This is a genomic window from Rathayibacter sp. AY1A2 (assembly GCF_002930935.1).
Classification (GTDB): Bacteria; Actinomycetota; Actinomycetes; order Actinomycetales; family Microbacteriaceae; genus Rathayibacter.
The window spans coordinates 78,857-92,149 of the sequence record NZ_PSTP01000004.1 but is presented as its reverse complement, the minus strand read 5'-3'; the positions used below and the strand labels follow the sequence as shown (position 1 = coordinate 92,149).

The window sequence follows — 13,293 nt, the reverse complement described above, 5'->3', positions numbered from 1 at the left end:
TCATCGCGCGCCGCCGTCGAGCTCGCGGTCGTCGGCGGCCTCCCGCTCGAGCTCGGCCGCCTGTCCGTGGGCCGCGTCGTCGCGGTGCTCGGCCTCCTGGCCGTGCGGCGCCTCCTGCCCGCGGGCGGCGGGCCGCACGTCGAGCTGCTGGCCGGCCGCGTGCTCCGCGAGAGCGGAGAGGAACGACTCGGACCAGCGCGCCACGTCGTTCTCGAGCACGCGGCGACGGAGCGCGCGCATGCGCCGGGTGCGCTCGACGCGCGGCATCCGCGCCGAGGCCTCCATCGCGTCCTTCAGCCCCGAGATGTCGTGCGGGTTCACCTGCACGGCCTGCTTGAGCTCGTCGGCCGCTCCGGCGAACTCGCTCAGCACGAGCACGCCGTCGTTGTCGAAGCGGGACGCGACGTACTCCTTCGCGACGAGGTTCATCCCGTCGCGCAGGGCCGTCACGAGCATGACGTCGGCGGCGAGGTAGAGCGCCACCATCTCCTCGCGCGGGTAGCCGTGATGGAGGTAGCTGATCGCCGGGTGCCCGAGCGTGCTGTAGTCGCCGTTGATCCGGCCGACCTGCAGCTCGATGTCGTCGCGCAGCTGCCGGTAGGTGTCCACGCGCTCGCGGCTCGGGCTCGCGACCTGCACCAGCACTGCGTCCTCGGAGGTGAGGCGGCCGTCCGCCAGGAGCTCGCCGAAGGCCTTCAGGCGGTGGCCGATCCCCTTGGTGTAGTCGAGCCGGTCGACGCCGAGCATGATCGTCGCGGGGTTGCCCAGCTCGGCGCGGATCTCGGCGGCGCGGGCCTGGATCTCGGGGGTGCGCGCCATCGCCTCGAACGACGCGGAGTCGATCGAGATCGGGAAGTGCCGGGCGACGACCGGGCGCACGCTCGCCCCGCGCCGCGAGCGGTTGACGCGGCGGGTGCCGCCGACGGCCTCCTCCTCGACCGGGACCTCGACGACCGTGCTGCGGGTGTCGTAGCCGAGCAGGCGCCGGACCGCGCGGAGGAAGCTGCCCGCGTCGCCCTGGCGCTGGAACCCGATCACGTCGGCGCCGAGCAGGCCCTCGACGATCTGCCGGCGCCACGGGAGCTGCGCGAAGATCCCGTAGGGCGGGAACGGGATGTGGTTGAAGAAGCCGATCGTGACGTCGGGGCGGAGCTCCCGCAGCATCTTGGGCACGAGCTGGAGCTGGTAGTCCTGCACCCAGACCACGCCGTCCTCCTCCGTCACGGCCGCGGCCGCCTCGGCGAAGCGCTGGTTGACCCGCACGTAGGCGTCCCACCAGTCGCGGTGGTAGGTCGGGGGCGCGATCACGTCGTGGTAGAGCGGCCACAGCGTGTCGTTCGAGAAGCCCTCGTAGTAGTCCTCGAGCTCCTGCGCGCTGAGGGCGACGGGGACGATCTGCACGCCGTTGTCGACGAACGGGGCGACCTCCTCGTCGGCCACGCCGGGCCAGCCGACCCAGGCGCCCTCGTTCGCGCGCATCACGGGCTCGAGCGCGGTGACCAGCCCGCCGGGTGAGGTCTTCCAGGACGCGGTGCCGTCCTCGGCCACGACGCGGTCCACCGGGAGGCGGTTCGAGACGACCACGAACGCGTTGCGCTCTGTCCCTCCCGAGGTCCCGGCGTCGGTCCTGTCAGCGGCGGAGGAGGCGGAGGCGGAGTGCGGAGGAATGGTGGTCCCTTTTCGTCGGTCGAGCCGTCGTCGTGCCCGTCGAGGCTAGCAGCCGGCCCCGCACGGGGGACGGGGGGGGGTCAGCCCTGCACGAGGGCGAGGGCGAGCGTCGCTCCGCCCACCGTCGGGACGACCGCGACGAGCCCGAGGAGCGCGTACTGGCGCCACGAGACGTGCACGCCCAGCGCGGTCAGCCTCTGGTGCCAGAGCAGGGTGGCGAGCGAGGCCCACGGGGTGATCAGCGGTCCGGCGTTCACGCCGATCAGCAGGGCGACCAGGCGGAGAGGATCCGCCGCGACGGGCTCGAGGGCGAGGTAGGCGGGCAGGTTGTCGACCAGGTTGGAGGCGACCGCGCCGGAGCCGGCGAGGCGCAGCAGGTCGAGCGTCCCGCTCCCCTCCCCCGCGACCACGGCGAGCGCCGCGCCCAGCCCGAGCTGGTGCGCCGCCTCCATCGCCACGAAGAGGCCCGACGCGAACACGACGAGCTGCCACGGCAGGAGGGCGGGCGTGAGCGCCGCGGGACGGCGCACCGCGAAGAGGACGATCAGCGCGACCGCGGCGACCGTCGCCGGGATCCACACCTCGAGGCCCGAGACGAGCGCCGGCAGGAGCAGCGCCACGACGATCCCCGCGCCGACGAGCAGCACCCGGTCCTCCACCGGCGTCCGCTCCCCCGGGGTGTAGCGCCCGGCCAGCTCGCGCCGGTAGCGGATCGCGAGGATCAGCACGGGCACGACGGCCGCGACGAGCGCGGGCACCGCGGTCAGCGCGGCGAAGGCGAAGGGGCCCTCGACCCCCAGGCGCCGCTGCGCGAGCAGGTTGGTGAGGTTCGAGACGGGGAGGAGGAGGGAGGCGCAGTTCGCCAGCCAGACCGTGGCCATCGCGAACGGCAGGGGCGGGACGCGCACGTGCGCCGCGAGCAGGACCACGACCGGCGTCAGGAGCACGGCGGTCGTGTCGAGCGAGAGGAACACCGTGCTGACGACGGCCATCGCCACCACCAGCAGCCAGAGCACCGCGGTCCGCCCGCGGCCCCACTCGGCGGAGCGCTCGGCGACCACGGTGAAGACGCCGGCCTCGGAGGCCAGCTCGGCGACCACGGTCACCGCGACCACGAAGCCGAGGATCGGCGCCGTCCGCTCGACCAGCTCGCCCAGCGCGTCCATCGGGAGGACCCCCGTGACGACGGCCACCGCCCCGACGACGAGCAGCACCGCCCCGATCACAGCCGTGCGCATGTCGTTCCCGTTCTCCTCGGCGTGCCCCGGCTCGAGGATTCGGGTCCCGGCGGCGGTCCACCGTAGCGGGACAACCCCTCGGTGCTGTCAAGCGTTCCTCTGAGAGCTTTCGCACCCGCTAGCGTCGGGGTGAACACGGGAGGCACACTCATGCGCAAGTTCATCCTCAACTCCAGCGTCATCAGCGCGATCGTCGGCGGCTGGTCGATCCTGCAGACCACGCGCAAGGGCCCGCGCGACTGGCGCCTGGCCCTCCAGTGGGTCAGCTGGGCCATCTCGGTCACCGTCGCTCTGGGCTCCGTGTCCTACGACTCGAAGGAGATCGTCAAGGAGGAACGCGGCAAGAAGCGCGACCGCTAGGCCCTCCTGACGCGCCGCCTCCCCGCGGGGCGGCGTGTCAGCCGGTCTCCCGACCCGGTGGCGGCGACACTGTTCCCAGTCGCTGCCGGCACGGGAAACGGGGTTCGTCATGAGGTTTCGTCTGAGGCGTCGCAAGGCGGCCCCCGAGGTCGTCGAGGCGGCCCCCGTCCTCACGCAGGACGAGCTCTTCGCCGTCGTCCACGAGCGGCTCGCGGCCTTCGTCGGATCCGAGGGCGCCTGGGTCGTCACGCGCCGCAGCCACGACGACCGCGACCCGATCTTCCACGGGATGCTCGCGCGCTCCCTCGCCCACGAGCTCTCCGCCGCCATCCAGGAGGAGCAGCTCCGCGCCGGCGCCGAGCGGACGTCGTCCCCGGTCACCGAGGCGATCCCCGTGATGCGCGCCTCCACTCCCCCGGTGGAGCCGGCCGCCCTCACCTGGGAGCCGAAGCCGATCGCCGTCTGGGCGGAGCCGGCCCCCGCCGACGTCGCCGTCGACACCCCCGTCGCGACCCGCTCCTGACCCGAGCGGTCGGCCGGCGGGCTCGCCCTCCGGCCGACCCGACGAGCGACGTCGCCCTTCCCGCTGATCGAGGAGGCGGCGCGGCCGCCGTCTCGAGATCCCCCGCGGCCGCCCCTCCCCCGGCCGCCCGTCAGAGCGTCTGCCAGCTCCCGGGTCCCTCGCTGCCCGCCGGGTACTCGTCGAGCGGCACCCGGTCCGCGTGCCAGGCGTCGATCGCGGGCTGCACGATGCGCCAGCACTCCTCGGCGGCGTCCCCGCGGACCGAGAGCGACGGGTCGTCGTCGAGGATCCCCGAGATGACCTCGCCGTACGCCAGCAGCTCGCCCGCGCCGAAGGTCGCCTCCAGCGAGGCGCGCTCGAGCGTGTACGGGTCGCCGGGGCCGTTGATGTTCAGCTCGAGCGACATCTGGTCGGGCGCGAGGAACAGCCGCAGCACGGACGGCGCCTCGGTGCCCACGAAGCCGCGGGGCAGGTGCGGCACCGGCTTGAAGCGGATGACCACTTCGCGTCGCCGCTCCCCGAGCGCCTTGCCGGAGCGGAGGGTGAACGGCACGCCGGCCCAGCGCCAGGTGTCGATCTCGACGACCAGCTCGGCCAGCGTCTCGGTCCGGCGAGCGGCGTCCACGCCTTTCTCGTCCGCGTAGGCGGGCAGCTCGCGTCCGTCGATCGTCCCCGCCGTGTAGCGGGCGCGGCGCGAGCTCTCGGCGGGGTCGTCGCCGTGCAGGCGGGTGGCGCGCAGGACGATCGACTTCGCGTCCCGGAGGTCGGCCGCGTCGAGCGAGGACGGCGGCTCCATCGCGATCACCGCGAGGACCTGCAGCAGGTGGCTCTGGATCATGTCGGTCAGCGCGCCCGCGCCGTCGTAGTAGCTCGCCCGCCCCTCGAGGGCCAGCTGCTCGTCGTAGACGATCTCGACGCTCTCGATGTGCTCGGCCGACCACAGCGGCTCGAGGATCCGGTTCGCGAAGCGCAGGCCGAGCACGTTCATCACGGTCGCGCGGCCGAGGAAGTGGTCGACGCGGTGGATGCGGTCCTCGGGGACCAGCGCGGCGAGGCGCTGGTTGAGGGCGTGCGCGCTCGCCTCGTCGGTCCCGAACGGCTTCTCCAGCGCCAGCACGGTGCCCTCCGGCAGGTCGTGGGCGGCGAGCGCCTCGCAGGCCTTCGCCGCGATCGCCGGCGGGAGGGCGAAGTAGACCGCCACCGGACCGGCGCAGCTCGCGAGCAGTGCGGCGAGCGCCTCCGGATCGGTGACGTCGACCTGCTGGTAGCGCGTGCCGGAGGTGAGCGCGTCCACGCCCTCGCCCTGCGCCTCGACGGTGGCGAAGGAGGCGGTCAGCACCTCGTGCCAGTGCTCCTGGGTCCAGTCCTCGCGTCCCGCGCCGACGAGGTGGACCCGCCGGTCGGTCTCGCGGGTCAGCAGCTGGCCGACGGCGGGGAGGAGGAGCCGCGAGGACAGGTCCCCCGTCGCTCCGAGGATGAGCAGGGTCGAGACGGTCTGTGCCATGCGGCTCACCCTACGGCGGCGCTGAAGAGCCCCGCTCCGCCTTGACTGGGAGGCCACAGCCGCACCTGAGAGGATCGCCGCATGGTCTCCCCGATCGAGGACTACGCCGTCCTCTCCGACTGCCGCACGGCCGCTCTCGTCTCCCGCGACGGGGGGATCGACTGGCTGTGCCTGCCGCGCTTCGACTCCGCCTCCGTCTTCGGCGCCCTCCTCGGCGGCGACGACCAGGGGCGCTGGTCGCTCCGGCCGGTGGACGGGGAGGCGACGAGCGAGCGCCACTACCTCGGCGACACGCTCGCGCTGGTCACCCGGTGGACGTCGACCACCGGCGTCGTCGAGGTGGTCGACGTGATGCCGCTGCGCGACGAGCGCGCCGAGCTGGTGCGCCGGGTGCGCGGAGTCTCGGGGACCGTCCGGATGCGGCAGGAGCTGCGCATCCGCTTCGACTACGCCCGCACCATGCCGTGGGTGCGGCAGGAGGGGACGGACGAGGATCCGCTGCTCGTCGCCGTCGCCGGGCCCGACGCGGTCGTGGTGCGCGGAGTGCGGTTGAAGGCCGTCGACCACGCCCACGCGGCGGAGTTCGACGTCGACGCGGACGCGGTCGTCGACCTCTCGATGGCGTGGTTCCCCTCGCACCAGCGGGCGCCGAAGCGCCTCGACGTCGACCGCGCGCTGGAGCGCACGCTGTCCTGGTGGTCCGCGTGGGCGTCGGCGATCGACTACGACGGCCCGCACCGCGACGCCGTCGTCCGCTCGCTGCTGACCCTCCGCGCCCTCACCGACGACGAGACCGGCGGCATCGTCGCGGCGGCGACCACCTCGCTCCCGGAGCAGTTCGGCGGCGCCCGCAACTGGGACTACCGCTACGTCTGGCTCCGCGACGCCTCGCTCACCCTGCAGGCCCTGCTCGCGCACGGGTTCGAGCAGGAGGCGCAGAAGTGGCGGGCCTGGCTGCTCCGCGCGGTCGCGGGCGCGCCGGAGGACGTGCAGATCATGTACGGCCTCGCCGGCGAGCGCGACCTGCCGGAGCGGGAGATGCCGAGCCTGCCCGGCTACGACGGCGCCTCCCCCGTGCGGATCGGGAACGCCGCCGTCGACCAGTACCAGGCGGACGTGATCGGCGAGGTGATGGTCGCTCTGCACGAGGCCCGCGTGGCCGGAGTGGACGAGACCGAGTTCTCCTGGCCGCTCCAGCGCGCGCTCCTGGGCTTCGTCGAGACCAACTGGCAGCGGCCGGACAACGGCATCTGGGAGATCCGGGGCGAGCCGCGGCACTTCACGCACTCGCGGGTCATGATCTGGGCCGCGCTCGATCGGGGTGTCCGCGCCGTGCGCGAGAACGGCCTGCCCGGTCCGGTCGAGACCTGGGAGCGCCTCCGCGACGAGGTGCGCGCCGAGATCGAGGCCCAGGGCTTCGACGCCGAGCGCGGCCACTTCGTGCAGTCCTACGGCTCGCCCGAGGTCGACGCGTCGCTCCTCGTGCTGCCGATGGTCGGGTTCGTCCCCGCCGACGACCCGCGGATGCTGGGCACCGTCGCCGAGCTGGAGCGCGTGCTCCTGCAGGACGGCCTGCTGCACCGCTACCGGACCGAGTCCTCGGTCGACGGCCTCGCGGGCGGCGAGCACCCGTTCCTCGCCTGCTCCTTCTGGCTCGTCCGGCAGTACGCCGACTCCGGCCGGATCGACGACGCGCGGACCCTGATGGACCGGCTCGTCGGGCTCTGCAACGACGTGGGCCTCCTCTCGGAGGAGTACGACGTCGAGGGCCGCCGGCACGCGGGGAACACTCCCCAGGCCCTCTCCCACCTCGCCCTGGTGCAGGCGGCCGACGCGATCGCGGCAGCCCGATGAGGCGCCGCCGCGTCGTTCTCGCGAGCATCGGCGGAGTCCTCGGAGTCGCGGTCCTCGGCTTCCTCACCTGGAGCTCGATCGTCAGCGGCCCCGACGAGGACGCCCTCGCCCGCGTGCGCGCCGATCCCGCGATCGCGGTCGAGCGCACGGACGACGCGCTCGTGATGACGCCGACCTCGACCGGCGAGCTGGCCGGCACGGGCCTGGTCTTCATCCCCGGAGCGAAGGTCGACGCCTCCTCCTACGAGGCGACCCTGGCTCCGCTGGTCGAGGCCGGGGCGACCGTCGTGATCACGCGGCCGATCCTGCACCTGGCCTTCTTCGATCTCCGCTCGCTCGAGACCTTCACCAGCCAGGCCGAGGGCGTCGACCGCTGGCTCGTCGGCGGCCACTCCCTCGGCGGCGTGAAGGCCTGCCAGTGGGCCGAGGACCCGGCGGTGGCGGGCCTGGTGCTGCTCGGCAGCTACTGCGCGAACGACCTCTCGGGCTCCGGGCTCCCCGTCCTCAGTGTCAGCGGATCGGAGGACGGGCTCAGCACGCCGGAGAAGGTCGCCGACGCGAGCGTCCGGCTGCCCTCCTCCGCCGACCTCGTCGAGATCGACGGCGCCAACCACGCCGACTTCGGCTGGTACGGGCCGCAGGCGGGCGACGGCGAGGCGACCATCAGCCACGAGGAGGCGGACGCCCGCATCGCCGAGGCCCTCCTGGGCTTCAGCCGCGAGGTCGGCTGAGTCGCCCGCTCCCGCTTGACCTCGAGCGCACTCGAAGTCGTAGGTTGACGCCATGTCCACCGCCACCGCCGCCCCGGCCGAGCCGGATGTGCTGTCGATCTCGCAGGTCGCCGCCGTCACCGGTCTCACCGTGCACACCCTGCGCTACTACGAGCGCGCCGGGCTCATGCTCGACCCGGTCGAGCGCGCCTCGTCGCAGCACCGCCGCTACCGGCCGGCCGACGTCGGCTGGGTCGACTTCCTCACCAAGCTCCGCGCGACCGGGATGCCGATCGCGCGGATCCGCGAGTACGCCCGGCTCCTCCGGATCGGGCCCGCCACGGAGCCGGAGCGCCTCGCGCTGCTCCGGACGCACCGCGAGGAGGTCGAGGCGCAGCTCGCCCGGACACACGCCAGCCTCGCCGCGATCGACATCAAGATCGCGGCGTACCAGGAGAGGACCACCCACTGATGAAGACGATCACCCTCGGATCCGACGTCGCCGCTCTCGAGGTCTCGCGCCTCGGTCTCGGCGCGATGGGCATGTCGGCGTTCTACACCGGCGCCGGCACCGACGACGCGGAGTCGATCCGCACCGTGCACCGCGCCCTCGATCTCGGCGTCACGTTCCTCGACACCGCCGAGATCTACGGCCCGTACACCAACGAGGAGCTGCTCGGCCGCGCGCTGGCCGGCCGCCGCGACGAGGTCGTGCTGGCGAGCAAGTTCGGCATGATCCGCCACCGCGGCGATGGGGGCCGCGGACTCGACGGCTCCCCGGAGAACCTACGGCTCGCCGTCGAGGGCTCGCTCGCGCGCCTCGGGACCGACCGCATCGACCTCTACTACCAGCACCGCATGGACCCGGGCGTCCCCGTCGAGGAGACCGCCGGGGCCTTCGCGGAGCTGATCCAGGAGGGCAAGCTCCGCGGCTACGGCCTCTCGGAGGCGGCGCCCGCGACGATCCGGCGCGCTCACGCCGTGCACCCGGTCACCGCTGTGCAGTCCGAGTACTCGCTGTGGACCCGCGACCCCGAGGCGGAGGTGCTGCCGGTCCTCCGCGAGCTCGGCATCGGCTTCGTCCCGTACTCGCCGCTGGGCCGCGGCTTCCTCACGGGCAGCATCCGCTCGGTCGCCGAGCTGGGCAGCGACGACTTCCGCCGCGACAACCCCCGCTTCGCCGACGGAGCGCTGGAGGCGAACCTCCGCATCGTGGAGGCCGTCGACCGTGTGGCGGCAGAGGCGGACGCGACCGCCGCGCAGGTGGCGCTCGCCTGGCTGCTCGCCCAGGGCGAGGACATCGCTCCGATCCCGGGCACCAAGCGCGTCTCGCGCATCGAGGAGAACGCGGCCGCGGACGCCCTCGTGCTGACCGCGGAGCAGCTCGACGTCCTCGGCGCGCTCGAGGCCCCCGTCGGCGACCGCTACGCCGACATGAGCTCCGTGAACCGCTGACCGCCCTGCGGGACGCCGCTCGCCGCGCGCACCCCGGGTGCGGCCGTGGGAGCGGCGTCCTCGCAGGAGTCAGTCCCTCGGCGGCAGCTCCCGCTTCGGGGTGTCCCGCTTCGGGGTGTCCCGCAGGTCGATGAGACCCGTGAACATCGCCCCCCGCTCGTTCGAGCGCTCGTCGCCCGAGAACAGGTTGTCCGGGGCGGAGGACCCGTGCCGGCGCGGGGTCGCGGCGGGAGCGGGCTCCCGCTCCATCTCGACGCGCTGACGCGGCAGGGCGACGGGGTCGTTCTCGTGCAGCCACGAGACGAGCCGCTCGCGCACGTAGCAGCGCAGGTCGAAGAGCGTCGGCGCGTCCTTCGCAGTGACGAGCACCCGGATCCGGACGAAGCCGCCCGTCGCGTCGGTCACCTGCAGCACGCTGGTGCGCCGGTCCCAGAGGTCGGTCTCCTCGAGCATGCGGTGCAGCTCCTCGCGCATCTGCTCGGGGCTGACCCGCCAGTCCAGGTCGAGCTCGACGGCGCCGAGCAACTCGGACCCGGTGCGGGTCCAGTTCTGGAACGGCTGGGTCGTGAAGTAGTTCGTGGGAAGCACCAGGCGGCGGTCGTCCCAGAGGTGGACGACGACGTAGGTCAGCGTGATCTCCTCGATCCGCCCCCACTCGGTCTCGACGATCACCACGTCGTCCAGGCGGATGGCGTCGCTGAAGGCGAGCTGCATCCCGGCGAAGATGTTCGTGAGGCTCGACTGCGCGGCCAGGCCCGCCACGATCGAGAGCACGCCGGCCGAGGCCAGGAGGCTCGCACCGGCCGTGCGGGCCTCGGGGAAGGTCAGCAGCGAGGCGCCGATCGCGATGACCACGACGGCCGCCACGGCGACCCTCCGGATGATCGTCATCTGCGTGCGGAGGCGGCGTGCCCGGCGGTTGTCGGCCGTGTCGGTCCGGTAGCGCTCGGCGCCCAGGTCCTCGAGGAACACGAACAGGGATCCGATCACCCACGCCGCCGCGCCGATCGTGGCGATCTGGAACACCCGCTGCACGAGACCCGGCCAGGGGTCGCCCGACACGGTGGCGGCGAGCGCGGCCCAGACCGCGATGGTCATCAGCAGCACGCGGAACGGGATGCGCAGACGCCGGATCAGCAGGCGCGCCCAGGTCTTGCGCTTGCCGACCGAGCGCAGCACGAGGGCGACGACGGCGGTCGCGACCACGGCGATCACGACCGCGATCACCACGGCGAGCGCGATCGAGCCGATCACGGGGAGGACGTCTTCGGGCACATCGGTCCTTTCTGGAGGGGAAACGGAAGCGAACGGAGATCCTGCCACGCGAACGGGCGTCGGTCCGCATTCTGCGCCGGACACCGTGCGGATGCTCAGGCGCCTGTTGGCGTCGGCGGACGGAGACGTCGACCTCGCCTGGAGCACCGTCGCCCGGACCTTCACGCGGACGGGCATCACCCTGAGCCTGACCGCCGCCGCAGACGACCAGGGCCGGGCCTCCGACGCGCTCGACGTCGGTATCGGCTCCACGAGCGCCGGCTTCCGCGGAGTCCTGCCGCTGCTCGACCCGTCGACCGCCGCACCCTCCAGCGAGTGAGCACGGGCCGGCGCTCCCCCCGCGGGCGCTCCGAGGAGGTCGGGAACGGACACGGACCGGGAACGACGAAGCCCCACACCTCACAAGGAGGTGCGGGGCTGGTGGTGCACCCCCTCGGACTTGAACCGAGAACCCACTGATTAAGAGTCAGTTGCTCTGCCGATTGAGCTAGAGGTGCGTTCCGGCCGGCTGATCGTGCGTGCCGAACCGAGGGATCACATTACCAGCGTCTCCCCCCGTCTCGTCAAATCGAGCGCGACGGAACGCCCGCGGCAGCGATCGGAGGCTCCGCGGGACCCACCGGTATCGTGGTCGCGTGACCCCGCAGAGCAGTGACCAGAGCTTCGACGACGACCTCCGACTCGCCCTCCGCCTGGCGGACGCGGCCGATGCGATCTCGCGGGAGCGGTTCGGCGCGCTCGACCTCGTCGTGGACACGAAGCTCGACCGCACCCCGGTCACCGACGCCGACCGCGCCGTCGAGGAGGCGATCCGCGCGCTGCTCGCCGCCGAGCGTCCGGACGACGCGATCCTCGGCGAGGAGTTCGGCACCTCGGGCGAGGCCTCGCGGCAGTGGATCCTCGACCCGATCGACGGCACCGCCCACTTCCTCCGCGGCGTCCCGATCTGGGCGACCCTGATCGCGCTCGCGGTCGACGGCGTCCCCGTCGTCGGAGTCGTCTCCGGTCCCGCTCTCGGCACGCGCTGGTGGGCGGCCGAGGGCTCCGGCGCCTGGGCCGTCGAGCTGGAGGCCGGGGCCGAGCCGCGACCGCTGCGCGTCTCGGGGATCGACACGCTCGCATCGGCGACCTTCAGCTACAACAGCATCCAGCAGTGGGAGGGCGCGGGCCGTCTCCCGCAGCTGCTCGAGCTCGCCGGCGCCGTCTGGCGCGACCGGGCGTACGGGGACGCGTGGCCCTACATGCTCGTCGCCGAGGGCCTCCTCGACGGTGCGGGCGAGTTCGACGTGAAGCCCTACGACCTGGCGGCCCTGGTGCCGATCGTGCAGGAGGCGGGCGGCCGCTTCACCTCCGCCGACGGGGAGGACGGGCCGTGGCACGGCAGCGCCGTCGCCACCAACGGCCTGCTGCACGACGAGGTGCTCGCGATCGTGGCGCCGCGATGAGGAGCCGGACGGCCGCGCTCGCCTCGGCGGCGCTCCTCCTGCTCCTCTCGGGCTGCTCCTCCGTCGTCGGGCCGGACGGCCCGGAGGCCGTGCGTGACGAGGGCGGCACGGTGGCGACCGCCGGCGTCACCGACGTGTTCTCGCTGCGGCGCGGCGACTGCCTGGCCGACCCGGGCGACGACCGCATCGCCGACGTGGACGTCGTTCCCTGCGCCGAGGAGCACGCACTGGAGGTCTTCCACACGTTCGCGCAGCCCGGAGACCGATACACCAGCCGCAACACGCTGCTCGCCCAGGCCGAGGCGGGCTGCGAGCCGGAGTTCGGCGCCGTGATGGGGATCGCCTACGGCGACTCCGCCCTCGAGTACCGCTCGCTCGTCCCCTCCGAGGTCGGCTGGCGCCACGGGGACCGCACGATCGTCTGCGCGGTCCTCGATCCGGCCGACGACTCCACCACCGGCAGCCTCTTCGGCTCCGCTCGCTGACCACGGCTCCGATCGACCCCCGTTCGGCTCATTGACACGCGCTCCGGCGGAGCGCAGGGTGAAGGGACGACCGGCAGGCGCGAGGGGGCCCGGAGACCGGCGGCTCAGGAGTCGACATGCAGGACCGGCACGATCAGGAACCCCCCGAGCGCTCGCGCACGGCCGAGCAGCACTGGGGACCGGCGGACAGCCTGTTCCCGAGGCTCCACCGGCGGAGCTCCCTGCTCGCCGCGGCGGAGGCGGTCGCGCAGGTCGACGGGCCCGGCCCGGGCGACGTCTGGTCGCGGCTCCTGCACGACTACGCGCACGCCTCCGACCGCGTCGTCTCGGTGGACGGCGACGCCGAGGCCGCCACGCTCGGCTGGCTGAAGCCGCGCGGAGTGGTCTCGCTGCTGGTCACCGAGCGGTGCGACGACGACGCCGCCGCCGAGCACCTGGTGGCCGCGCTCGCCGCGATGAACGCCGTGACCCTCTCCGTGCACGAGGCGCGAGCAGCACGGCTCCGTCCTCTGCTGGAGGTGCTGCACCGGCTCCTGCCCGACGCGTTCGCCGAGCTGCCGGTGGACCGCAGCGCCCACTACCCGGCCGGCACCGCCGTCGCCGTGCTGGCGCCGGGCGTGCTCTACCGGGACTGGGCCCCGCCGCAGGCTCTCGCCGGCCCGGCGCACGACGACGACGACCGGCTGGCGATGCTCACCCTCTACGGGCGGATCAGACAGCTCGACGTGCGACCGTCGTGAGGGCGGCGGAGCGGAGCTCCCAGTGTGCGACGACGA

At 73.4% G+C, this 13,293-nt stretch carries 14 protein-coding genes and 1 tRNA gene; 10 read left to right on the top strand and 5 right to left on the bottom strand.

The genetic code is table 11. From position 1 onward, the window contains the following. Window positions 1–1,584: a trehalose-6-phosphate synthase gene (locus C5B93_RS05920; protein WP_104250140.1), complete on the bottom strand. Its 1,584-nt coding sequence runs from the start codon at window positions 1,582–1,584 to the stop codon at window positions 1–3. Window positions 1,585–1,748: 164 nt separating this feature from the next. After that, window positions 1,749–2,906, bottom strand: a complete 1,158-nt coding sequence (locus tag C5B93_RS05915; RefSeq protein ID WP_104233214.1) for an SLC13 family permease — start codon at window positions 2,904–2,906, stop codon at window positions 1,749–1,751. Between the two features lie 150 nt (window positions 2,907–3,056). On the opposite strand from C5B93_RS05915, the gene C5B93_RS05910 reads away from it, so the two are divergent. Together C5B93_RS05910 and C5B93_RS05905 are read left to right on the top strand one after the other, a co-directional pair. Beyond that, window positions 3,057–3,266: a hypothetical protein gene (locus C5B93_RS05910; protein WP_104223546.1), complete on the top strand. Its 210-nt coding sequence runs from the start codon at window positions 3,057–3,059 to the stop codon at window positions 3,264–3,266. A 109-nt stretch (window positions 3,267–3,375) separates the two neighbouring features. Continuing rightward, entirely contained in the window at window positions 3,376–3,789 is a 414-nt protein-coding gene (locus C5B93_RS05905) for a hypothetical protein (protein WP_104233213.1), read from the top strand. Window positions 3,790–3,919: 130 nt separating this feature from the next. Here C5B93_RS05905 and C5B93_RS05900 read toward each other — a convergent pair whose 3' ends face one another. Next, complete coding sequence (locus C5B93_RS05900; RefSeq protein ID WP_181068342.1) at window positions 3,920–5,293, bottom strand: glucose-6-phosphate dehydrogenase; 1,374 nt, start codon at window positions 5,291–5,293, stop codon at window positions 3,920–3,922. Between the two features lie 81 nt (window positions 5,294–5,374). On the opposite strand from C5B93_RS05900, the gene C5B93_RS05895 reads away from it, so the two are divergent. From C5B93_RS05895 to C5B93_RS05880, 4 genes are read left to right on the top strand one after another with little or no spacing between them, the layout of a single operon-like run. Continuing rightward, window positions 5,375–7,147, top strand: a complete 1,773-nt coding sequence (locus C5B93_RS05895) for a glycoside hydrolase family 15 protein (protein ID WP_104292016.1) — start codon at window positions 5,375–5,377, stop codon at window positions 7,145–7,147. Continuing rightward, window positions 7,144–7,878: an alpha/beta hydrolase gene (locus C5B93_RS05890; RefSeq protein WP_104223550.1), complete on the top strand. Its 735-nt coding sequence runs from the start codon at window positions 7,144–7,146 to the stop codon at window positions 7,876–7,878. The genes C5B93_RS05895 and C5B93_RS05890 overlap by 4 nt, the downstream gene beginning before the upstream one ends. Window positions 7,879–7,930: 52 nt before the next feature. Continuing rightward, window positions 7,931–8,329, top strand: a complete 399-nt coding sequence (locus tag C5B93_RS05885; RefSeq protein WP_104292015.1) for a MerR family transcriptional regulator — start codon at window positions 7,931–7,933, stop codon at window positions 8,327–8,329. Next, the gene (locus tag C5B93_RS05880; protein WP_104238158.1) at window positions 8,329–9,312 is read left to right on the top strand and encodes an aldo/keto reductase; all 984 of its coding nucleotides are present in this window, start codon (window positions 8,329–8,331) and stop codon (window positions 9,310–9,312) included. Before C5B93_RS05885 ends, C5B93_RS05880 begins: the two co-directional genes overlap by 1 nt. A 69-nt stretch (window positions 9,313–9,381) precedes the next feature. Here the strand turns inward: C5B93_RS05880 and C5B93_RS05875 are convergent, their stop codons facing one another. Further along, window positions 9,382–10,587 (bottom strand): mechanosensitive ion channel family protein, encoded by a 1,206-nt coding sequence (locus C5B93_RS05875; protein ID WP_258065409.1) that lies wholly within the window; start codon window positions 10,585–10,587, stop codon window positions 9,382–9,384. A gap of 91 nt (window positions 10,588–10,678) precedes the next feature. On the opposite strand from C5B93_RS05875, the gene C5B93_RS17210 reads away from it, so the two are divergent. Beyond that, window positions 10,679–10,906 (top strand): hypothetical protein, encoded by a 228-nt coding sequence (locus tag C5B93_RS17210; protein ID WP_181068352.1) that lies wholly within the window; start codon window positions 10,679–10,681, stop codon window positions 10,904–10,906. Window positions 10,907–11,008: 102 nt separating this feature from the next. Here the strand turns inward: C5B93_RS17210 and C5B93_RS05865 are convergent. Continuing rightward, window positions 11,009–11,084, bottom strand: a tRNA-Lys gene (locus C5B93_RS05865). A 138-nt stretch (window positions 11,085–11,222) separates the two neighbouring features. Between C5B93_RS05865 and C5B93_RS05860 the strand changes: the two genes are divergently transcribed. The 3 genes from C5B93_RS05860 to C5B93_RS05850 all read left to right on the top strand — a co-directional run bounded on the left by C5B93_RS05860 (window position 11,223) and on the right by C5B93_RS05850 (window position 13,257). Further along, window positions 11,223–12,032, top strand: a complete 810-nt coding sequence (locus tag C5B93_RS05860) for an inositol monophosphatase family protein (RefSeq protein ID WP_104292012.1) — start codon at window positions 11,223–11,225, stop codon at window positions 12,030–12,032. Continuing rightward, window positions 12,029–12,517 (top strand): septum formation family protein, encoded by a 489-nt coding sequence (locus C5B93_RS05855; protein WP_104238162.1) that lies wholly within the window; start codon window positions 12,029–12,031, stop codon window positions 12,515–12,517. The genes C5B93_RS05860 and C5B93_RS05855 overlap by 4 nt, the downstream gene beginning before the upstream one ends. Window positions 12,518–12,633: 116 nt before the next feature. Beyond that, window positions 12,634–13,257: a hypothetical protein gene (locus C5B93_RS05850; protein WP_104292011.1), complete on the top strand. Its 624-nt coding sequence runs from the start codon at window positions 12,634–12,636 to the stop codon at window positions 13,255–13,257. Window positions 13,258–13,293 lie beyond the last annotated feature (36 nt).